The sequence below is a fragment of the uncultured Selenomonas sp. genome (assembly GCA_905372355.1).
In the GTDB taxonomy this organism is placed as follows: Bacteria; Bacillota; Negativicutes; order Selenomonadales; family Selenomonadaceae; genus Selenomonas.
Map to the genome: position 1 here is coordinate 1 of CAJPOT010000022.1, position 23108 is coordinate 23108.

Here is a 23108-nt window from a genome sequence, read left to right on the forward strand (position 1 = left end):
GGATGGAGCAATAATAGTGCTGCAGATGTAAAGACAGGCAATAAGCTGAGAATCACAGGAAAAGACAGCTATGGATACAGCGTCAACAACTTCGAGAAGATGGAATTCGAGCTGGGATCAGCGGTGAGTTCCGGCGATACGATGTTGCATGTATGCACGTATAATTCTACACAAACTTTCGACTGGAGAAACATTCGTGTCACAGGTCTGCGAGCATGGGCGACCGCTCTTGCGGCAAACAATGTCAATACGCCGACACTTACGCTCTATTCAGGTCCGGGGCTTACGCTCAATAACTACGCGCCCACTATCGTTGGTACGCGCGGAGACTATGAATTCGGCAAACGTGCGAACGGTACGCTCTCCGGCACGACGATGACGGGAGCATCCGTTCTCGCGGTTGATGGCAATCGCTTCCAGAACGCTGGGAAAAACCAGAATGTGACGACGCCCGGTGCGACTCCGCGTGGAACGTATGCCGGATTGTCTGTCTACGGCAATACGACGAATCATAACGAACTCAATCTTACAGGAGGAAGCCATGCAAATGCCCGTGCAGGATATACCGACGCACAGAATGGCGGCTCGGACTTCAATACGCTGAATCTCCTTTCGGGCGGCTTTGTCACGAACGGCTATGCGGGCTACACCGAAGGCGTGCATCTTCTTGCAAACCCAGAGGATGAGAACCATCCGGAACTTGTCGACACCACTAAGAACGCCGATGCAAAGAATAATACCGTTAACATCCAGGGCGGCACGCTCAATGCGGGCGGCAAGCTCTATGGCGGATACATTGCGACGAATGCCGCACTCACGCCGCCGAACAATGTGTCGGCGGGCAACGCTTCGGGCAATACGATCAACATCGAGAGCGGCACGTTCGGCGGCAGCAACGAAATCTACGGCGGCTACACGAACGGTACGGGCAAGGCGATGGGCAACACCATCAACCTCGGCAAGAGCGACGGATCTCTGACGTCGACCACCCTGAACAATGCCTTCCTCTACGGCGGCGCATCGAGCGGCTCGGCAAGCGACGTCATGACGGACAACACGCTCAATGTCAACACACAGAACATCACGGTGCGCGGCGTTCAGAACTTCGGCAAGACCAAGTTCAACCTCAACAGCACGACGACCGTTGGAAACACTTTGCTCACGGTGGGCGGCGGCGCAACGACCGGCTTGGACTGGGCGGGCGCCGAAGTCAACCCCGGCAGCTTCACCTTTACGCCGAGCACCTACAATGCGCGGCTCTTTACAGCGATGCACAATGCGGCGGGCATCAGCTTCAGTAACTACGCCCCCTATGGCGCCAAGGAGAAGATCGTCGGCGATCTCGAATACAGCCTCGACACAGACAACCATACGGGCAATGCCGCACAGGACGTCTTTATCAACGGCTTCCGGTTCCGCAATCATACGGCGACGTACAACGAGACGCCCGCACACGCGGAAGCCTGGGCAGGGCGTACGGCGAGCGGCCAGACCGTCACGGACAACAAGCTCATCGTCGCAGGCGGCACGCTCAATACGGCGGCTTACGGTGGCCTCGTCGAGAACAAGAAGCACAACACCGACGGCACCTTCCAGGATGCGGGCGATGCCAAGAAGAACAAGCTTGAAGTCGCGGGCGGCATGGTTGCTAATGCCTATGGCGCAAAAGTCATGACGGCTGCCGGCGAGGCCGAGGAAAATAGTGTCAAGATCACGGGTGGCACGGTCAACAATGCCTATGGCGTCGATCTCGCCCAAGCGACGAATACGAAAAATGCGAGTAAGAACAAGGCCGAAGTCGCGAACGGCAGCTTGAGCGGCTCTCTTTATGGTGCCCATACGGCGGGAAGTGGCTCTCTTTCGGGCAGCGAAGTCAAGGTCTCGGGCGGTACGATTGCAGGCTCTGTCTACGGCAGCGATGTCGCGGCGGGTGCGGGAAGCGCCACGGGCAGCAAGATCACGCTGACGGGCGGCACGATTACAGGCTCCGTCTACGGCGGCAAGACTGCCGGCACGGGCGCGGCGACGGGTCATACGCTGAGCCTCAACGGCGGCACCGTTGGCGGCAATGTCTATGGCGGCTTCACGGCGTCGGGCGCTACGACGGACAACACCGTCAACCTCGGCAGCGGCACGACGAATGCCGCTACTACCGTCACGGGCACGATCTATGGCGGCAGCGGGACGACGGATACGGACAATGTTCTCAACGTCAATACCAATGCCACGGCGGGCAACATCGCCAATTTCGGCATGGTCAACTTCAACTTCAACGCGACCTTTAACCAGGCGAACCCCATGCTGAACTTGGTCGGCGGTTCGGTGACGAACTTCGACTGGAGCAAGTTCAAGCATACGGGCAACGCGCCGAGCGGGCAGTCCGTCCTCCTGCAGAACATGACGGGCATCAACGTTGGCCACTACACGGGTGCGAAAGAAATCTCCTCGACCGGCACGCACGAATACACCATCGATACCGACACGAACACGGCGACGGCGAAGCAGATCCTCTACGGCGGCTACCAGTTCAAGGACGCCAATACGACGCCGACGACAGGAAATGCTCTGACAGACATCTGGGCAGGCCGCTCCGTCATCGGCAACACGACGACGCATAACACGCTGACGATCAATGGCACGACGCATCGCGACGCCTACGGCGGCTGGACGGCGGGCCGAGGCACGACGGCTGCGGCGAAGAACGACAGTACGAACAACACCGTCAACCTCAAGGCAGGCACGGTGCGCACCATCTACGGCGGCTTCACCTCCGTGCAGACGGGCAGCGCCACGGGCAACAAAGTCAACATCTCGGGCGGCTCTGTCACGGGCGCAGGCTACGGCAAGGTCTATGGCGGCTATCTTTCCCATACCTCGGCGACGGGCAATGCCACGAGCAACACCGTGACGATTACGGGCGGCTCGATGACCGACGTTTACGGCGGCTTCACGGCAGGCACAGGCGCGACCACGGGCAACACCGTCAACCTTGGCACGGCGACGAACGCCGTCGCCTCAGGCACGACGATCGGCACGATTTACGGCGGCAGCAAACCGACCGCCACGAACAACACGCTCAACGTCTACGACTCCGTCACGGCGGGCAACATTGCCAATTTTGACACGGTCAACTTCAAGGCGACGAGCAGCCACATCCAGACAGGCGACACCCTCCTGACCCTGAACGGTGGCGCGACGAACCTCGACTGGAAGAAACTCCACGTCGACAACCTCGACAGCCTCAATGCAAGCGCCACGAGTGACACGATCCTGACGCTCATGCACAACAGCAACAACATCAACCTCGCGAACTACAGTACGACGGGAACGCGCGGCCGCATCCACACGGCAGACTACGAGGCCGACATCACGACCGACGGCAACCTTGCCACCAGTCAGAACGTCTACCTCAAGGGATATCGCTTCCAGAACAATGTGACGGCCTACGCAGGCGGCACGGCGACGAATGCATGGGGCGGACGCTCCATCATCGGCAACAAGGTGCAAAAGAACGAGCTGACGCTTACGGGCGGCAGCGCGACGTTTACCGCACGCGGCGGCATGGTATCGAACACCGAGCTTGACGCGCACGGCAACCCTAAGACCACGGGCGACGCGGAAAATAACAAGCTCATTCTGAACACCGGCGCACAGGCACTCAACGCCTATGGCGCAGAGATACAGACCAAAGCGGGCAGCGCCACGGGCAACCAAGCCATCCTCAACGACGGCACAATTGCAGGCAACCTCTACGGCGCCTCCTTGACCGCAGCGGGCGCAACGGGCAATGCGACGAAAAACACCGTCGAAATCAAGGGCGGCACGGTTGCAGGCAGCATCTACGGCGGCCATATCGCCGATGGCGCAGCGACGGGCAGCGCCACGGACAATGTCGTCACCGTCGCGGGCGGCTCTGTCACAGGCGATGTCTACGCAGGCTTTACGAACGGCGCAGGCGCGACGACGGACAACACCGTGAGCCTAGGTGACGGCGAGCACAGCCTAGCTGCCGGCACGAACATTGCCGGCACGATCTTTGGCGGCAACAAAGCGGCGGACACGGGCAACACGCTGACCGTCAACACCAATGCGACGGCGGGCAACATCAAAAACTTTGAAAACGTCCGGTTCAACATCAACAGCAATGCGCTGAACCCCGCCAATCCTATGCTGAGGCTGAATACAGGTGCGACGAACGACCTCGACTGGGGCAAGCTCACCGTCGATGCGACGAAGTTCAACAGTACGATCAGCACCTATCAGGCGTACAACCTGACCCTCATGCAAAATGCGGCGGGCATCGACTTCAATAAAAACAGCACCAATACCTATACCGCAAACGGCGGCATCAAAAATGTGACGAGCGGCAACTTTGAATTCAGCATTGATACGCTCGGCTCCTCCGTCCATACAACCGAGGTGCGTGCGGCAGGCTACCAGTACAAGAACCACACGGCAGCGACGTACGTGGCAGCGGACGGCACCCATACAGAAGCATGGGCAGGACGCACCGCCGTCGGCAACAAGGTGGAGAACAACAAACTCACTGTCACGGGCGGCACCATCACCACCGCAGCCTACGGCGGACTTGTGAAAAACAACAGGCTCGATGCCCATGGCAACCCGCTTCCGACGGGAGATGCCGAAAAGAACACCCTTGTCATCTCGGGGGGCATGGTCGCCAATGCCTACGGCGCCGAACTGCACACCAAGGACGGCAACGCGACGGAAAACACCGCAGAGATTACGGGCGGCAACGTCGGCTCTGCCTACGGCGCCTCCCTTGCAGCAGCCGGTGCAGCAGGCACGGTAGACAAGAGCAAAGTCACCGTCTCCGGCGGCACAATCAACAACGTCTATGGCGGATCGATTGAGAGTGCTGCAGCGACGGGTCACATCACGCACAGCGAAGTAAATATCAAAGGCGGCAACGTCGGAACTGTCTACGGCGGCAAAAACGAAGGCGCGGGCAATGCCACGGGTGCGACGATCAATATCACGGGCGGCACGATAGGTGACATCTACGCAGGCCATGCGGCAGGCGCAGGTGCGACGACAGGCAACACCGTCAACCTCGGCACGGCCGCCGACGCCTTCGCGGCGACCACCGTCGGCACGATCTGGGGCGGCAACAAGGCCGATGCCACGGGCAACACCTTGAACGTCAACAGCCGCGGTGCAACGGCAATCGACATCAAGAACTTTGAAAACGTCAACTTCGACGTCGCCCACAACGTCAGCCATGGCGACACACTGCTATCGCTTACGAACGGCGCGGGCACATCGATCGACTGGTCCAAGATGAAGCTCAAGAACCTCGACGCCATCACGGCAAGCCCCATAACGAACCGCATCTTGACCCTTTTAAACAGCACGAACGATGTCACCTTCACGAACTATGATGCCACACGCGCCAAAGAAAGCAAGCGCGACGGTGACTACGAATACGTCCTCAACACCGACAATGAAACGGATCATGCAAAGAAAATCGACCTGATCGGCTACCGCTTTGCCAACAACCATGCGACGTATTCCGCCTCCCTCGGGGCGAACCCCGAAGCATGGGGCGGTCGCACGAAAGTCGGCAACAAAGTGGAGCACAACGAACTCACCGTCACGGGCGGCGCCATCACCACCGCAGCCTACGGCGGCATTGCCGAAAACTTTGAAGGCGACGGCCATGGCAACTACAAGCCGACGGGCGATGCGGAAAACAACACGCTGAGCCTCGAAGGCGGCACGGCAGCCGACGCCTACGGTGCCGACGTGCGCACCAAAGCGGGCAGCGCCACGGGCAACACCGTCGACCTCAAGGGCACGGCCGTCACAGGAAACCTCTACGGCGGAGCGCTGACGCACACCGCAGCCAGCGGCGCTGCCACGGGCAACAAGATCAACCTCTACAGCGGCACGGTCGCAGGCGACGTCTACGCAGGCTTTGCCAACGGCTCGGGCACGACGACGGGCAACACCGTCACCATCGGTGACGGCGTGACCGATGCAACCGTCACCGTCGCGGGAAAACTCTACGGCGGCAACAAAGCGGCGACAGACAACATCCTCGACATCAAGAGCAAAGGCGCGCAAGTCGGCAGCCTCGCCGGCTTCTCCAAGATCAAGTTCAACCTTGGCACAAGCGTGGCTGACGGCGATACCGTCTTGACGCTCAACCAAGACACGACGCTCGACTACAACACCGTCGAGAAACCGACCGGCGCCAGCGTATCGGCATGGCTCGGCAACGTCATGGAAAAGAACGCACACCTCTTCCAAATGGCAGCAGGCAAGACGCTTACCCTGAACGGCTATACGCCGACCACGGGCAGTGAACGCAAGGGCGATGTCGAATACAGTCTCGTGACCGACACGAACACCGCCAGCACCACCAGCGGCAGACTTGACCTCTCCGCGTACAAGTGGCAAAATGCCAACGTCGAAATCACAGGCGTCATCGCCAACGTATTCGGCGGCAAGACCACCTACGGTACGACTGGCGAGACGAAGACAAACAAACTCACCCTCAAGACGGGCGCAGCCGTCACCAACGCCATCGCGGGCGACACGCAGACAGCGAACGGCACGGCGGAAGGGAACAGCCTAACCGTCGAAGCCGGGACCGCGACGAACGCCCTCGGCGCGAAGACGAAGGCAGGCAAGGCCGTCAAGAACAAGGCCGTCCTCCAGGGCGGTTCCGTCACGAACCTCAAGGGTGCTGAGAGCACGAACGGAGAAGCGGAAGAGAATACCGCCATCCTCCAGGGCGGCACAGCAGCCGATATCGTCGGCGCACAAGCCGCAGGCGACGCGACGATGAACAAGGCCGTCATCAAGGCGGGCACCGTCACAGGCAGCCTCAAGGGCGCGAAGAGCGCCGCCAAGGCGAACAAGAATACCGTCGAGATTGAGGGTGGCAACGTCAGCGGCGCCAAGATCATGGGCGCAGAAGCCAAGGGCGCGGCCGAAGAGAACGTCGTCACCATCAAGGCGGCGGCCTCCTCGAATGCCTCGACCGAGATCACGGGCGCACATTCCACGCACGGCAATGCCGCGAAGAATATTGTCAACGTGAATGCAGCCGTCTCCGGATCGCTCGTCGGTGGTTCTGCCGGAATGGGCGACGCTACGGACAACGTCCTCAACATCAACGCGAACGTCACCGGTGACGTCTACGGTGCGCGTGCACATCACGCTTCTCTCAGGAATACCGTTAACATTAAGGACGGCGTCACCGTCACAGGAAACGTCACGGGAGGCGCTTGCCTCAACGCCAATGAGAACACCATCAACATTGGCAGGGGTTCGACCGTCACAGGCAACGTCATCGGCGGAAACGGCTCCGTCGAAAATAAGAACAACATCATCAACCTCAAGGGAGGCACCGTCACCGGCGACATCATCGGCGGCGCAGGAGCATCCGCCGATAACAATACGCTCGCCGTCTATCACGACGAAGCGAACACCAGCCAGGCGCATGACTTCAACAAGATCAAGAACCTCCACTTCTACCTCGGTGAGAGCATCGCCAACGAGAACCCGACGCTCCTGCAGCTCGGCGTTGCAAACAAAGACATCCGCGGCGTTGATGTCGGTGTCGGTGTGATGGGACTTGCGCATGGCCTCAAGGTCAACGACGTCATCAGCCTCATGAAGGTCAACGGCGGAACGCTTACGACCGATGCGGACGGCGTCGTGCCGCCTGCGCCTGCGACGCTCATCAATCACGTCGAAGCCATGCATGGCGTATCGCTCCTCTACGGCTTCGACCTCATGAAGCGCGGCTCGGGCGAACTCATCGCCACCGTCACCAAGGCGGCCATCAGCGATCAGGCGAAATCCTTCGTCGAGACGAGGGCCGGCATGACCGACTTCATCAATCGCGGTGCGGATCTTTTGACCACGAGCGGCATGAGCGCCATCCGGCAAGGAGCTGAAAGCGACAAGGAAAAGGGCAAGTACGACCTCTGGGCCGTCATGAGCCGCGGCAGCATGAGCGTCGAAAGCGGCTCGCAGATCGATACCACGGGCTGGAACCTCAGCCTCGGCTGGGCGAAGGAACTCCGGAAGAAGGACGCGGCGATCGTCGTCAGCCCCTTCATCGAATACGGCAAGGGCAGCTACGACTCCCATCTCGACGATGGCACGCATGGCAGTGGCAAACTCAGCTACCTCGGCGCGGGAGTCCTCGCAAGGATGGAGAAGGAAGACGGCCTCTGGCTGCAGGGAGCGCTCCATGCAGGACGCGCGAAGAGCGACTACACGGGCAGCATCTCCGCCGGCACCGTATCGAACTACGACAGCTCCGATACCTACGTTGCAGCCGAGCTGAGCGTCGGCAAGACGATGAAGCTCAAGGGAGGCGACAAGCTCGACACCTCGCTGCGCTATCTGTGGTCGTACCAGAGCGGCGGTGACGTCGCCATCAAGACGGGCAAGTACAACGACGTCTATGACTTCGCGGCGGTCAACTCGCACCGCCTGCGCCTCGGCACGAGGTACAGCCACAAGGAAAGCGAGGGCAACGAACTCTACGCCGGACTCTACTGGGAGTACGAATTCAGCGGCAAGGCGTGCGCGAGCTTCATGGGCTACGAAGCGCCCAGTCCGAGCCTTAGGGGGGGCAGCGCCCTTCTGGAACTCGGCTGGAGGTTCCAGCCAAAGGATTCGCGCGTCAGCTACGATCTGAACCTTTCCGGTTGGCAGGGCAAGCGCGAAGGCGTCACGGGGAGCGCCCATGTGAACTGGGCGTTCTGAGGAATGGGAATAGAATAGAAGAATGAGGCGGGGCGGCTGCAAGGCCGCCCTGCTTTTTCATGCGGGCATTGTGCGCCGCACTTCGGTGACGGGGAGAGGGTTTGCACGTATGGTATAATAGGAACATGGAAAAGAAGGGAGATATGAAGAAATGCAGAGAAAAATGTGGATGAGTCTGTGTGCCGCAGCGCTTCTTGTCTTGGGAGCAATGCTTGGCGCGGCAAATGTTGTTTCAGCGGCGGAGGCGCCGCCGCGCATGCGCAATCTTGGTTATATCTGGCGCATCGACGCCGATGATGTGCGAGGGCTGCCGCGCAACTTCCGCACGATGGAGGATGAGTTCCATGCTCCTTACAAGAAGGACATGGACGATTCCTATGTGCCGACACGCGAGGGGCTTGAGCGTCTCCACGCGTCGGGCAGCGGAGAGTTTTCTGCGAGCGGCTTGCATTCCTTGTTGGAAGCGCTTGCCGAGAAGACGCAGATGCCGATCTGCATCGTCGACCTGCGTGAGGAGTCGCACGGCTTCTTCGACGGAATAGCGGTCAGCTGGTACGGAGAGCACGATTGGGGCAATGTGGGCTTGACGCAGGAAGAGGCGCTCGCCGATGAGGCGGAGCGCATCCATGGTGCGGCAGGGCAGATGACGGCGGTTGCGCACCTCGGTGGGGAGAAGAATCCCCTCGATGAGCACGAGATCTTCGTGGAAGAGGCGCAGACGGAGAAGGAGCTTGTCGAGGCCGCAGGGCTTCGTTACAAGCGCATTGCGGCGACCGATCATATATGGCCATCGCCTGCTGCTGTCGATGAGTTTGTACAGTTTTACAAGAGCTTGCCCGAGAACATTTGGCTGCATTTTCATTGCCAGGCGGGCGAGGGACGCACGACGGAATTTCTCGCGATGTACGATATCTTGAAGAATCCTGCGGTGCCCTTGCAGGACATCCTTTATCGTCAATGTCTGCTCGGCGGTAGCTATGTCGCGCATGTAGAGCCTGAGGATTCAACGTATTGGAAAGTGCCGTACTATGCGGAAAAGGCGAAGCACATCGCACTTTTTTACCGCTATGTGCAGGAGAACGAGGGGGCGGGTTTCGCTGTCTCGTGGTCGGATTGGCTTGCGGCGCACGAGTTGGATGACGATGCTGATGAATAACTTTTGAAAAAGGGATTGACGGCGCAAAGAGTTCGATGTAGTATATTCACAGGATTACAGAAGGATAACTGTGACAGTGGATGGAGATTCCTCCTGAGGAAACAGATGTCTTTTTGCTGATTCGGAAATGTATGCCTTTTCTTGTGGCATGAACTTGGGAGGAATCATCATGGAGAAGAAGAATATCGATTGGAGCAGCTTGGACTTTTCCTATCATGTGACGGAACAGCGCTACGTTGCCAATTATAAGAACGGCGTTTGGGATGAGGGCGGACTCACGGGCGACGACAAAATTGTATTGAGCGAGGATGCGGGCGTCCTGCAGTATTCGCAGTCGGTTTTCGAGGGACTCAAGGCGTACACGGCGGAGGACGGCAGGACGGTCTGCTTCCGTCCTGATCTCAACGCGCACCGCATGTACGAGTCGGCGCAGCGCCTTGAGATGCCGCCGTTTCCCGAGGAGCGCTTCCTCGATGCCGTGCGTCAGGTCGTCAAGGCGAACGAGGCTTGGGTGCCGCCTTATGGCAGCGGCGCGACGCTCTACATCCGTCCCTACATGTTCGGCTCAAGCCCCGTCATCGGCGTTGCGCCGGCAGACGAGTACCAGTTCCGCATTTTTGTCACGCCCGTTGGCCCGTACTTCAAGGGCGGAGCGAAGCCCATTACGGTCAAGGTCAGCGACTTCGACCGCGCCGCGCCGCACGGCACGGGTCACATCAAGGCGGGGCTCAACTATGCGATGAGCCTGCACGCTATCATGACGGCGCATCGCGAGGGCTTTGCCGAGAACATCTACCTCGATGCGGCGACGCGCACGAAGGTCGAGGAGACGGGTGGAGCGAACATCATCTTCGTCGATGCGGACGGCAATCTCGTCGTGCCAAAGTCGCCGAGCATCCTGCCGTCGATCACGCGCCGCTCCATTACCTATGTCGCCGAGCATTATCTCGGCCTCAAGGTGGATGAACGCGAAGTGCTGTTCTCTGAAGTGCCGAACTTCAAGGAATGTGGCCTCTGCGGTACGGCGGCCGTCATCTCGCCCGTTGGCAAGATCAACGACCACGGCAAGGAGATCTGCTTCGCGAGCGGCATGGAGAAGATGGGTCCCATCACTCAGAAACTCTACGACACCTTGACGGGCATTCAGATGGGTCATATCGAAGCGCCCGAGGGTTGGATTTACGAGATCAAATAAGCCTTGTGCGAAGGGCGTATACGAGAAGCCGGGCGGGAGTTTTCCCCGTCCGGCTTCTTTGCGGGAAGGGGGAGAGCCATGATTTTGAATACGGGAAGCCGCACGGACATCCCTGCCTTTTATGCCGAGTGGTTCGTGCGGCGCTTGCGCGAAGGATTCGTCATGGCGCGAAGCCCCTATGACCCGCAGCGTATCACGCGCTATGTTCTCGATCCCGCCGTCGTCGATCTCATCGTTTTCTGCACGAAAAATCCCGCACCGCTTCTCGCGTACAGGGACGCACTCGCATCCTTTCGCCAGTTCTGGGGTGTGACGATCACGCCCTACGGAAAGGAGGTCGAGCCGGAGACGCCGCCCGTCGAGGCGGCGATCGAGAGCCTTGCCGCTTTGTCGCGCATTGTCGGCAGATGCGCCGTGCATTGGCGCTATGATCCCGTATTCATCACGGAGAAGTACACGCTCGACTTTCACAGGCGGGCGTTTCGCCGCATGGCAGAGAAACTGTCGGGAACGACAGAGAACTGTGTCGTGAGTTTCGTCGATCTCTACAAGAAGACGCAGCGCAATTTTCCCTCTTTGCGCGAGGTCAGCGCAGAAGAGCGTCTCGCGCTCGGCAAGACGTTCGCGGCAGTTGGACGCGAGTTCGGCATCAAGGTGCGCACCTGCCTCGAAGGAGACGATCTCGCGCCCTTCGGCATCGACACGCAGGGCTGCATGACGCAGGCTGTCCTCGAAGAATCCGTCGGCTGCCGCTTCCATATTCCGCGTACCTCGGCAGCTAGAAAAGGCTGTGCGTGCCTTCTTGGCAACGACATCGGCGTTTACAATACCTGCGCCCACTTCTGCCGCTACTGTTACGCAAATGCGAGCGTCGCCGCCGTCAGAAAGAACCGCACCCGCCACGACCCCGCCTCGCCGCTCCTCATCGGTCATGTGGAGCCGGGCGACATCGTGCAGGATGCAAGGCAGGTTTCGTATGTGGCGAAGAATGAGCAGATGGGATTATTCGAGTGAGAAGTGCGTTGCATGGGCGAAAGTATGGTATAATCATGGGGGAAGGAAGTGAGTGTATGCCGAAGATTGTTCCAATTCATGATCTCAAAGATACCAACGCGATTTCAAAAATGTGTGCGGAATCAAGCGAACCGATTTATGTTACAAAAAATGGCTATGGTGATATGGTCATTATGAGTATGAAAACTTATGATGAATATATGCTCAGGCAGGAGATTTACCAAAAACTTTCTGTTGCGGAAGAAGATTTTCATAGTGGAAATGTGATGGATGCAGAGGAGTCTTTGCAAAAACTGAGGCAGAAGTATCATGTATAGGCTTTTTTTGTCGCGGGCGGCAGAAGAAGATTTTGAGCAAATTGTTTCGTATATGACGAAAGAACTTGCGAATCCTATAGCGGCAGAACATTTTTTGGATGCTGTGAACGATTGTTACACGAATCTTAAAAATATGCCGAAGATGTATGAAGAATCGCGCGATCCATACCTGCGATCTTCAGGCTATCGCAAGGCAGTGATTGGGAAATATATCTTGCTTTATAAGATTGATGAATCAAAACAATGTGTGAAAATATATCGTATCTTTTACGGAGCAAGAAATTATAAGGAACTGTTGTAAACTCATGCTACTACCAATCTCTCGAAGCTTTTGACGTCAAAGAAGAGATCGCCCCGCTCAAGCTCTTCTTGAAAGCGGCGCTTGTCAAGACATGGGATCGTCCGCGATTTTTGCGCCATGCGCATGTATCACGGTGAATGCGGGGAAATCTAGGGGAACGGGTGCAGAAGAGCAAAGGAATTGTCTTTTCCTGCATTCTTCTGCTATAATGATACAGGCACTTCTGGAAGGAGGCAGCTTTTGGAGATTGCATATCTATTGAACAGCGGCTTTGCCGTGCGGCTTTCGCGCACTTTGCTCGTCTTTGACGACTACCTCGACCCCGCGCAGGCGGTTGAGAGTCTCTTAGCGGGGGCGGAGCGCGTGTATTTCTTTGTGTCGCACGCGCATTTCGATCACTTCGACGCGCATATTCTCGACTATGCGCCCTCGGTCACGCGCTACGTCATGGCGGCGGAGATTCGGCGCACGAAGCGCGGCAAGCGGTTTCCCGCGGAAAAGACGGTCTATCTTGAAAACTACAGCCACTATGAGGAAGCGGGTCTTCGCGTCGATACGTTTGACTCGACGGACACGGGCACGTCGTTTCTCGTGGAGGTCGAGGGCGTGCGCATCTTCCATGCGGGGGACTTCAACTGGTGGCATTGGAAGGGCGATACGGAGGAGAACAACAAGTTTGCGCGAAACGGCTTCATGAAACAGATGAAGAAGCTTGACGGGCTGACTGCCGATGTCGCATTCTTCCCTGTCGATGGGCGGCTTGAGGAGTTCGCCGACATCGGCGCGAAGGAGTTCTGTGCGCGTACGAACATCAAGGCGCTCGTGACGATGCACAGCGTCGGCTATCCGGCGTGGCATCCGGCGGCGGATTTCTTCGCTGAGGGGCGCGCCGTCCCGTACTGGACGCCGCAGGAAGCGGGGGAGAGGCGGCGCTGGACGGCGGAAGGAGGATTCACACGATGAAGAAGGCTCTCGTTTTTTTGCTGGCGGCGTTCGTCCTCTTTACGACGGGCTGCTCGGCGGCAGGCATGAATGACAAGGATAAAGGAGCGAAAAAAATGGCAAATCCTATTGCAGTTTTTGAGACAAATCATGGCACGTTTGAAATCGAGCTTTTCGAGGACAAGGCGCCGATCACAGTGAAGAATTTCATCGACCTTGCGGAGAAGGGCTTCTACGACGGCTTGATCTTCCACCGCGTGATCGATGGGTTCATGATCCAAGGCGGCGATCCGAACGGTACGGGCACGGGCGGTCCTGGCTACGTGATTCCCGATGAGTTCCATAAGGATCTGAAGCATGACAGCGAGGGCGTGCTGTCGATGGCGAACGCAGGGCCGAACACGGGTGGCTCGCAGTTCTTCATTACGCTCGCGGCGACGCCGTGGCTCGACGGACATCATTCGGTCTTTGGCAAGGTCGTCAAGGGCATGGATGTCGTGCGCGAGATCGGCAAGGTTGACACGGATTTCCAAGACAAGCCGCTCGCGAAGGTCGTCATGGAAAAGGTCACGATTCGCCGCGAGGAAAAAGAGTGAGGTGAAGGCGTTCACTTACATCCTCGTCTGTGCAGACGGTACGCTCTACACGGGATGGACGAACGACTTGGAGAAGCGTCTTGCCGCGCACAATGCGGGCAAGGGCGCGAAGTATACGAGGAGCCGCCGTCCCGTGCGGCTCTTTTACTATGAGGAGTTCGAGGAAAAGTGCGAGGCGCAGCGTCGCGAGTGCGAGATCAAGCGACTGCCGCGTGAAAAGAAGATCGCGCTTGCCGCGCATTTGACGCAGGCGGGGCTTGGCGTCGCGCTTTCGGCTGAAGCGGGGATTTGACAAGGCGCGGCTTGCTACCTATAATGATAGGATATACGGGGCAGTATCAGACGGCACTTCTTTTTGCAGGGCGGCCGGGCGCGGAACGTGCTTGGCGAGCCTGTTCGCGGAGGAGTGCCAAGTGCCGGGAAAAGGGGAATTTTGATGGCAGAAAAGCGTGTAATGCTGACGGAAGAGGGCTACAAAAAGCTGCAGGAGAAGCTCGACTATTTGAAGAGCGTGCGGCGCATCGAGGTATCGGAGCGACTCAAGGCGGCGATCGCGCTCGGCGATCTCTCGGAAAACTCGGAGTACGACGACGCGAAGAACGAGCAGGCGTTCCTTGAGGGCGAGATCCTCGATCTTGAGGCGAAGATAAGAAACAGTGACATCATCCAGGGCGGCGCATCTTCCGACACCGTGCAGATGGGAAGCACCGTCGTCGTCAAGGATGTCGAGTTCGATGAGCAGGAGACGTATACGCTCGTCGGCTCGGCAGAGGCAGATCCGACGGAGTTTAAGATCTCGAACGAGTCGCCCGTGGGCGCAGCAATCATCGGCAAGAAGGTCGGCGACCGCGTTGACGTTCATGCGCCGGCCGGAATCATTCAGTACGAGGTCGTAGAAATCAAGTAAGCAAGCGATATATGAGTGAGGAGAGGAAATATTGGCTGAGAACAAGCAGCAGGACGCGGTGCAGAAGGAAGATCTGAACGATCTCATGCGCGTGCGCCGCGAGAAGATGGAGAAGTTCCGCGAGATGGGCGTTGCGCCCTTTGGGCATCGCTACGAGGTCACGCGCCATGCGGACGAACTGCTCGCGGAATTCGCCTCGCTCGGCGAGGAGGCGGAGAGCGAGACGGAGGTCAGCATCGCCGGGCGTCTGATGGCGATCCGCGGCCATGGCAAGGCGAGTTTCGCCGTGCTCATGGATCTTTCGGGCAAGATTCAGATCTATTTCAAGCTCGACGTTCTGGGCGAGGAAAAGTACAAGGAGTTTAAGCTCTTGGACATCGGCGACATCATCGGCGTCCGAGGCGTCGTCTTCCGCACGCGGCGCGGCGAGCTCACGGTGCGCGTCGACGACTTCACGCTGCTTTCGAAGTCGCTTCGCCCGCTTCCCGAAAAGTTTCACGGGCTGAAGGATGTGGAAATGCGCTACCGCCAGCGCTATGTCGACCTCATCATGAATCCCGAGGTCAAGGACACGTTCATTGCGCGCACGAAGATCATCCAGTCGATCCGCCGCTACCTCGACGAGCGCGGCTTCCTTGAAGTGGAGACGCCTGTGATGTCGACGATTGCGGGCGGCGCGGCGGCGCGTCCCTTCGTGACGTATCACAACGCGCTCGACATGAAGCTCTACCTGCGCATTGCGACGGAGCTGAATCTCAAAAGGCTCATCGTCGGCGGCTTGGAGCGCGTCTACGAAATCGGGCGCATTTTCCGCAACGAGGGCATCGACGTGCGCCACAACCCTGAGTTCACATCCATTGAGATTTATCAGGCGTATGCCGACTACAACGATCTCATGGACGTGACGGAGGGGATATGCTGCCAGGCGGCGAAGGACGTGCTCGGTACGACGGCGCTGACCTACGAGGGTACGGAGATCGACCTCTCGAAGATTCGCCGCGTCAGCATGAACGACGCCGTGAAAGAAGCGACGGGCAAGGACTTCATGAGCGCCCAAACCGTCGAAGAGGCGCGTGCCATGGCGGATGCGATCGGCGTCGCCTACGAGGAGAAGCACGGCATCGGCGGCATCCTCAACGAAGCGTTCGAGGCGAAGGTTGAGGAGTCCCTGATTCAGCCGACGTTCATCACGGGTCATCCGACGGAAATCTCGCCCTTGGCGAAGCGCAATCCCGAAGATCCGCGCATCACTGACCGCTTCGAGTTCTACGTCTATGGGCGCGAGCTTGCGAACGGTTTCACGGAGCTCAACGATCCGATCGATCAGAAGGAGCGCTTCCTTGAGCAGGCGAAGCAGCGCGAAGCCGGCGACGACGAGGCGCATCCAATGGACAGCGACTACATCACGGCGATGGAGTACGGCTTGCCGCCGACGGGCGGACTTGGCATCGGCATCGACCGTCTCGTGATGCTCCTGACGGACAGCTCGTCGATCCGCGACGTGCTCTTCTTCCCGCATATGCGTCCTGAGGCCGCATCGCGTGCGCAGGAGAGTGCGGCGGAGTAACAGAGCGAAGTGCAGACGTTTTCACAAAGAAAGAAGGCTGATTGCATGAATATGAACGGAGTGCCGGAAGTCTCTTCGCGTCCGCTGAAGATGCGTTCGCAGGCGGAGGTCAAGGCGCAGTACGAGGTGAAGATCAAGAAGTACAACGAGCTGATGCAGGCGCAGGGCGACCACCGCGAGCAGCGCATGGAGCTGTATGCGGAGATCAAGCTGCTCGGCTGGGTTCTCGGCAAGAAGGAAAAAGCGGTCATCGACGACCTCGGTTCGCATCACATCAATCGCTAGATAAGGGTGAAAGAACATAGGGAACTGCTGTACGAAGGCGTGCGGCAGTTCTTTTTGTGTGCAGTTGATATGAAAAAATGATTGGGAAATCGCCTCGTTTTCTGTGATATAATTAAGGGAGTGAAATTAGGAGAAGTGTGCTATAATAAGTAGGAATGCCAAAAATAGGCACTTGGTATGGGGGAATTCATTGCAATGATTTATATGAAGGATGTTTCCAAGGTTTACGACAACGGCACGGTGGCACTCGACCATGTGAATGTCAGAATCGAGAAGGGGGACTTCGTCTTTCTCGTGGGGGCGAGCGGCGCGGGAAAGTCGACCTTCGTGCGCATGCTGCTCCGGGAGATCCTGCCGACGAGCGGCAGCCTGCGCGTCAACGGGCACGATATGATGAAACTTCGCCCGAAGGATGTGCCATACATGCGACGCGGTCTCGGTGTGATCTTCCAGGACTATCGCCTTTTGCCTGACAAGACGGTCTATGAGAATGTCGCTTTTGCCATGGAGGTCATCGAAGCGCCGCGCCGCCTCATGCAGCGCAGCGTGAACGCTGTCCTCGACATCGTGGGGTTGCGCGAGAAGTGGAAGAATTTCCCGTCGCAGCTTTCGGGCGGCGAACAGCAGCGCGTGGCCATTGCGCGTGCCATCGTCAACGATCCCGCACTCATCATCGCCGATGAGCCGACGGGCAACCTCGATCCCGAGACGTCGTGGGAGATCATGGACATCTTCCGCCGTATCAACGATGCAGGCGCGACGATCGTCATGGCGACGCATGACAAGAATATCGTGGATACGATGAAGAAGCGCGTCATCGCGATCGAGGGCGGGCGCATCGTGCGCGATGAGGCGAAGGGGGGGTACGGCTATGAAGCTTAGGACGACGGAGTATTTCGTGCGCGAGGTCTGCATATCGATCAAGCGTAACAACTGGATGTCGTTCGCCTCCATCAGCACGGTCGCCGTATCGCTCTTCGTGCTCGGCATGTTCCTCATCATCGTGCTCAACATGAACCGCATGGCGTCGATGCTTGAATCACAGGTGCAGATCAACGTCTACTTGGACGACAAGCTCAAGGGATCGGAAATCGACGATCTCGAAGACGACTTGAAGAAGATGCAGGGCATTGAGAGCGTGCAGTATGTGAGCCGCGAGGATGCCATCGTGCGCCTGAGGGAAAGGCTCGGCGACCAGAAGTATTTGCTCGATGCGCTCGGCGACAAGAATCCGCTGCCGAATGCCTTCGAGGTCACGGTCAAGCAGCCGACGATGGTGGAGACGGCAGCGAAGGCAATCGAGAAGTTCGGCGGCGTCGAATCGGTGAAGTATGGGCAGGACGTCGTCGAGCACCTCTTCGACATGACGCGCCTCGTGCGTATCTTCGGCTTCACGCTCATGCTGCTCCTGGCGGGCGCGACGCTCTTCATCATCTCGAACACGATCCGCCTGACAGTCTTTGCGCGCCGCAAAGAAATCGCCATCATGAAATACGTCGGCGCGACGGATTGGTTCATCCGCTGGCCGTTCCTCTTGGAGGGCGTCGTGCTTGGCTTCTTCGGCGGCGTTCTCGCTTCCATCGCGCTTCGAAGCATTTACGGGCTGATCACGGCGAAGGTTTACAGCACGTTGGCGTTTCTGCCGCTCATACCGCAGTACCCGTTTGTCAACTTCATCAGCCTCGTGATGGTCTTGAGCGGCATGGGAATCGGCGCGTTGGGCAGCACGATTTCCTTGAAGCGATTCCTCAAGGTATAGGAGGCTTTTCTCATGGTTTTTTATCCCGTAGGAGGGAAAAAGGGGAAGAAAGCGGCGGCAGCGCTTCTTTCTGCCGTCTACTTGATGACGCTTGCGCCGCTCGTGCAGGCCGAGACCTTGGAGGAGCAGCGCGACGCGCATATCGAAAAGGCGGAGCAGGCGCAGAAGAAGAAGAACGAGATCGAGTCCAGGATCGAGGGGCTTTCCGAAGAGAAGCGTGTTGTCGATGAGGCGGCAGACGAGGCGACGAAAGCCTACAAGGACGTGAAGAAGGAACTTGACGCGACCGAGTCACGCATCGATGAGAATGAAGACAAGCTCAAGGTATTGAATAAGGACTTTGCCGTGAAGCGCGACCAGCTCGCCAAGCGCGTGCGCGACATCTACATCAACGGTCAGATCAACTATCTCGACGTCCTTTTCGGCGCGAAGGATTTTCAGGACTTCTTTACGCGCATGGATCTCTTGAAGCGCGTCATTCAGCAGGACTACGACCTCGTGCAGGTCGTGTTTGCGGAAAAGACTGCGATCGAGACGTCGCAGAAGGAATTGGAAAAGGACAAGGCGGCGAAAGAAAAGCTCGTCGTCTCCGCTGCTGGCCGTAAGAAAGAGGCGGAGAAGAAGCAGGCGGCAAAGCAGGCGATCATTGACAAGATGGAAACGGATCGCGCGACGCAGGAACGCATCATCAACGAGAATCTTGCGGCATCCAAGGAAGTCGAGCAGATGATCCGAAACAGCCGCTATCAGCCGGCGTCCCCCGCCCTTTCGGGCGGCGGAGCGCTCAACTGGCCGCTTGGCGGGCCGATCACCTCGCCCTTCGGCTGGCGCGTCCATCCGATCACGGGCGCGAGCCGCTTCCATTCGGGCATAGACATCGGCGGCGACTACGGCGATACGATTCATGCGGCCGGCGCGGGCATCGTCTCTTATGCCGGTTGGATTTCGGGCTATGGCTATGCCGTCATCATCGACCACGGCGGCGGCATATCGACGCTTTATGGGCACAACCAAGCGCTCCTCGTCAGCGAAGGGCAAAGCGTCTCGCAGGGACAGGCGATCGCCGAATGCGGCTCGACGGGGAATTCCACAGGGCCGCACTGCCACTTCGAGGTTCGTGTTGACGGCGAACCTGTCGACCCCATGGGGTATCTTTGATAGGTGGAGGATATTTTGAAAAAGAAAACGGTTTTCCTGCTCGTCGTCGCGACGGCTGTCGTGACGCTCAATGCGACGATCTTCGGATTCTACGCCTTGATGGGGTTCAATAATCAGAAGACGAAGGATATCCTGCGCTTCTTCGGCGCTCTGCGCTTCATCGAGACGCAGTATGTGCGCGACGTCGACTATACGAAGCTCATCGATGGCGCCATCTCGGGCATGGTCAAGACGCTTGACGATCCCCATTCCATCTATCTCGATCCCAAGATGTACGAACTCATGCGCTCGCATACGGAGGGAAGCTTCGGCGGCGTCGGCATCGTCATGGGCTTCAAGGACAACAAGATCACGGTCATTTCCGTCATGGAGGGGACGCCGAGCGAGGCGGCGGGCATCAAGACGGGCGATGAGATCATCGCCGTCGACGGTGTGCCGACGAGCGAGATTGAGCCGGAAGAGGTCGTGCTGCACATTCGCGGCGAGATCGGCAGTGAAGTGACGCTCAGAGTTCGCCGCGCAGGCGAAGAGGACAAGGACTACGTCGTGCGTCGTGCGACGATCCAGGTGCATACGGTCGCAGGTCAAATGCTGCCCGACACGGACGGCATCGGCTACATCCGCATCGCTTCGTTCTCCGAGCATACGGCAGATGAGTTCAAAGATGCCTATCATGCGCTGGAAAATGAAGGCGTCAAGGGCATGATCATCGACTTGCGCGAGAACCCCGGCGGACTTGTGACGAGCTGTGTGGCGATCGCCAATATGGTTGTACCGAAGGGACCGGTCGTCTCCGTCGTGCAGAAGGACGGAAGACGCGAAGAATATGAATCGGAGCTCTCGGAAGAGAAATATCCGCTCGTCGTGCTCATCGATGGCAACAGCGCCTCGGCGAGCGAAATCCTCGCGGGCGCACTGCAGGATACGGGCGCGGCGACGATCGTCGGCCAGACGTCGTATGGCAAAGGCTCCGTGCAGGTCATCTTACCGCTCTACGATGATGATGCACTGAAGCTCACGATTGCCAAGTATTACACTCCGTCGGGCAGAAGCATCGACGGCACGGGCATTGAGCCAGACGTTCGCGTCGAGCCGCAGGCGGACGGTGCACAGGACGTGCAGCTCTTGAAGGCAATCGACGTCATGAAGGACAAGCTTGCCGGCATTGGTGCAAATGTAATATAATCAAGAAGAAGGGGGATGAGATTATGGCACAGATTTGTCTGAGCATTGATGATGATGTGAAGCGGGAGGCAGAACAGGTGTGTGAAGACATGGGGATGTCCATGTCTACTGCAGTCAACATCTACCTGAAAAGGCTCAGCAGAGAAAGGCGCATCCCTTTCGAAGTCATGGCAGAGCCGTTTTGGTCTTCAGAAAATGCGACGATTCTGGATCGGAGGATTGCAGACATAAGAGCGGGAAGAAATGTGTCTGAGCATGAACTCATTGAGGTGTAGCGGTGCGAAAAATATGGCATGATGAGGCGTGGGCTGAATATATCGAATGGCAAACCAAGGATAAGAAAACACTGAAAAAGATCAATAATCTCATCAAGGACATCGATCGAAACGGGTATGACGGTATAGGAAAGCCGGAGCCTTTGCGCGGCAACTGGAGCGGCTTTTACAGCGTGCGCATCGATGAGAAGAATCGGCTTGTCTTTCAAATATCCGATGGCGTGTTGGAGATTGCTCAATGCGGTTCTCACTATGGAGACAAATAAGAGCGGCATGTATGAGATATAGATGGATATTATGATGAATCGCTGTGCCAAATTGCGCAGCGATTTCTTATTTGGTACAAATGAGGAAAATGGATTCATTTTTACGATTTTTATATAAATTTTGCTATATATTCTATAAATATGTGCTATAATAGACAGGCATCCATTCGCCTGCTTCATGGGCGCAAATTACTATAGGGAGCGATACTATGAAAAATGAACACAATGAGTTCATGCAGCATGAGCTGCGATTACCTGAGCTTACCGTGCGCGGCATGCTCTTGGGTGCCGTATTGACAGTGATCTTTACGGCATCGAACGTCTACCTGGGGCTGAAGGTCGGCCTGACGTTCTCGTCCGCCATTCCGGCAGCTGTCATCTCGATGGCCGTCCTCAAGATGGCGAAGGATTCCAATATCCTGGAAAACAACATGGTGCAGACGCAGGCCTCGGCGGCCGGCACCTTGTCCGCGATCATCTTCATCATTCCGGGCATGCTCATGATCGGCTACTGGCACGGCTTCGAGTTCACGCAGACGCTGCTCGTCGCGGCTTGCGGCGGCTGCCTGGGCGTGCTCTTTACGATTCCTCTGCGCCGTGCCATGGTCGTGCACAGCGACCTCGCTTATCCCGAGGGCGTTGCGGCGGCGGAGATCCTGAAGGTCAATGCGCATGATGAAGATGGCAAGGGCAAAGGCACAGGGCTCAAGGAAATCTTGTCGGGCAGTTTCGTCGCAGGTATCATCGCGCTCTGCACGAGCGGCTTTCAAGTGCTGTCGGGTGCGCTTTCCGTCTGGATTCCCATCGGGCGCGGCATGACGCAGTTCCCCATCGGCTACTCGTCGGCGCTCGTCGGCGCGGGCTACCTCATCGGTATAGCGAGCGGTCTCGCCATGCTCGTCGGCATCCTCATCGCTTGGGCGGGTTTCGTTCCCTTCTACACGATCACGAGTACGCCGCCCGACGGCGTGACGATGCAGAAGTTCGCTGCCGCCGTCTATCAGGAGCGCGTGCGCCTCATCGGCGCGGGCGCCATGGGCGTCGCCGCCATCTGGACTCTGATTACGCTCGCGCGTCCCGTCATCGACGGCATGAAGGAATCGCTTGCCGCCATGCGCATGCCCGAGACGATCAAGGACAGGCATCGCATGGACATCGACATGTCGATGAAGAGCATCGGATTCGTATTCCTGCTGACAGTCGTCGGTCTGCTCGCTGTATTCTACGCCTTTGTCAGTCCGGAGGGACTGCCAAGTGGTCAGGTGCTCGCCTTCACGCTCGTCGGCGTCGGCGTCGCCGTATTCATGGGCTTCTTCGTCGCCGCTGCCTGCGCCTACATGGCAGGCCTCGTCGGCACGTCGTCGAGTCCGATCTCGGGTATCGGCATCCTCGGCATCATCGTCGCCTCGCTCGTCATGTACGCGCTTTGCTCTT

19 protein-coding genes are annotated in these 23108 nt (G+C 57.9%); all 19 read left to right on the plus strand.

Annotated features, from left to right (window positions below):
- Positions 1-141: 141 nt before the first annotated feature.
- Entirely contained in the window at positions 142-8751 is an 8610-nt protein-coding gene (locus QZ177_RS09615; RefSeq protein ID WP_294177191.1) for an autotransporter outer membrane beta-barrel domain-containing protein, read from the plus strand.
- Between the two features lie 151 nt (positions 8752-8902).
- Positions 8903-9907: a protein tyrosine phosphatase gene (locus QZ177_RS09620; protein WP_294177193.1), complete on the plus strand. Its 1005-nt coding sequence runs from the start codon at positions 8903-8905 to the stop codon at positions 9905-9907.
- A 169-nt stretch (positions 9908-10076) separates the two neighbouring features.
- On the plus strand, positions 10077-11102 hold the full coding sequence (locus tag QZ177_RS09625) for a branched-chain amino acid aminotransferase (protein ID WP_294177195.1): 1026 nt from the start codon (positions 10077-10079) through the stop codon (positions 11100-11102).
- A gap of 78 nt (positions 11103-11180) precedes the next feature.
- Positions 11181-12116, plus strand: a complete 936-nt coding sequence (locus tag QZ177_RS09630) for a DUF1848 domain-containing protein (RefSeq protein ID WP_294177196.1) — start codon at positions 11181-11183, stop codon at positions 12114-12116.
- A gap of 56 nt (positions 12117-12172) precedes the next feature.
- The gene (locus QZ177_RS09635) at positions 12173-12433 is read left to right on the plus strand and encodes a type II toxin-antitoxin system Phd/YefM family antitoxin (protein ID WP_265071172.1); all 261 of its coding nucleotides are present in this window, start codon (positions 12173-12175) and stop codon (positions 12431-12433) included.
- Positions 12426-12734, plus strand: a complete 309-nt coding sequence (locus tag QZ177_RS09640) for a type II toxin-antitoxin system RelE/ParE family toxin (protein ID WP_265071173.1) — start codon at positions 12426-12428, stop codon at positions 12732-12734. Before QZ177_RS09635 ends, QZ177_RS09640 begins: the two co-directional genes overlap by 8 nt.
- 240 nt (positions 12735-12974) lie before the next feature.
- Positions 12975-13697, plus strand: a complete 723-nt coding sequence (locus QZ177_RS09645) for an MBL fold metallo-hydrolase (protein ID WP_294177198.1) — start codon at positions 12975-12977, stop codon at positions 13695-13697.
- Positions 13694-14272: a peptidylprolyl isomerase gene (locus QZ177_RS09650; RefSeq protein WP_294177200.1), complete on the plus strand. Its 579-nt coding sequence runs from the start codon at positions 13694-13696 to the stop codon at positions 14270-14272. The genes QZ177_RS09645 and QZ177_RS09650 overlap by 4 nt, the downstream gene beginning before the upstream one ends.
- Before the next feature lies 1 nt (position 14273).
- Entirely contained in the window at positions 14274-14564 is a 291-nt protein-coding gene (locus QZ177_RS09655) for a GIY-YIG nuclease family protein (RefSeq protein ID WP_294177201.1), read from the plus strand.
- Between the two features lie 144 nt (positions 14565-14708).
- On the plus strand, positions 14709-15179 hold the full coding sequence (gene greA / locus QZ177_RS09660; protein WP_006191814.1) for a transcription elongation factor GreA: 471 nt from the start codon (positions 14709-14711) through the stop codon (positions 15177-15179).
- Between the two features lie 31 nt (positions 15180-15210).
- Positions 15211-16746: a lysine--tRNA ligase gene (gene lysS, locus QZ177_RS09665; protein ID WP_294177202.1), complete on the plus strand. Its 1536-nt coding sequence runs from the start codon at positions 15211-15213 to the stop codon at positions 16744-16746.
- Positions 16747-16791: 45 nt separating this feature from the next.
- Positions 16792-17031, plus strand: coding sequence for a hypothetical protein (locus QZ177_RS09670; protein ID WP_006191821.1), 240 nt, complete (start codon positions 16792-16794; stop codon positions 17029-17031).
- A 195-nt stretch (positions 17032-17226) separates the two neighbouring features.
- Positions 17227-17913, plus strand: a complete 687-nt coding sequence (ftsE, locus tag QZ177_RS09675; RefSeq protein ID WP_009646406.1) for a cell division ATP-binding protein FtsE — start codon at positions 17227-17229, stop codon at positions 17911-17913.
- Complete coding sequence (ftsX, locus tag QZ177_RS09680; protein WP_009646532.1) at positions 17903-18790, plus strand: permease-like cell division protein FtsX; 888 nt, start codon at positions 17903-17905, stop codon at positions 18788-18790. Before ftsE ends, ftsX begins: the two co-directional genes overlap by 11 nt.
- Before the next feature lie 12 nt (positions 18791-18802).
- Positions 18803-19948, plus strand: coding sequence for a peptidoglycan DD-metalloendopeptidase family protein (locus tag QZ177_RS09685; protein ID WP_294177207.1), 1146 nt, complete (start codon positions 18803-18805; stop codon positions 19946-19948).
- 3 nt (positions 19949-19951) lie between these two features.
- The gene (locus QZ177_RS09690; protein ID WP_009646468.1) at positions 19952-21133 is read left to right on the plus strand and encodes a S41 family peptidase; all 1182 of its coding nucleotides are present in this window, start codon (positions 19952-19954) and stop codon (positions 21131-21133) included.
- Positions 21134-21156: 23 nt separating this feature from the next.
- Positions 21157-21408 (plus strand): type II toxin-antitoxin system RelB/DinJ family antitoxin, encoded by a 252-nt coding sequence (locus QZ177_RS09695; RefSeq protein ID WP_294177209.1) that lies wholly within the window; start codon positions 21157-21159, stop codon positions 21406-21408.
- A gap of 2 nt (positions 21409-21410) precedes the next feature.
- Positions 21411-21674 carry a Txe/YoeB family addiction module toxin gene (locus QZ177_RS09700; protein ID WP_009646454.1) on the plus strand — a complete coding sequence of 88 codons (264 nt, stop codon included), beginning with the start codon at positions 21411-21413 and terminating at the stop codon, positions 21672-21674.
- A 209-nt stretch (positions 21675-21883) separates the two neighbouring features.
- A partial coding sequence (locus QZ177_RS09705) for an oligopeptide transporter, OPT family (protein ID WP_294177210.1) occupies positions 21884-23108 on the plus strand: 1225 nt, incomplete at its 3' end.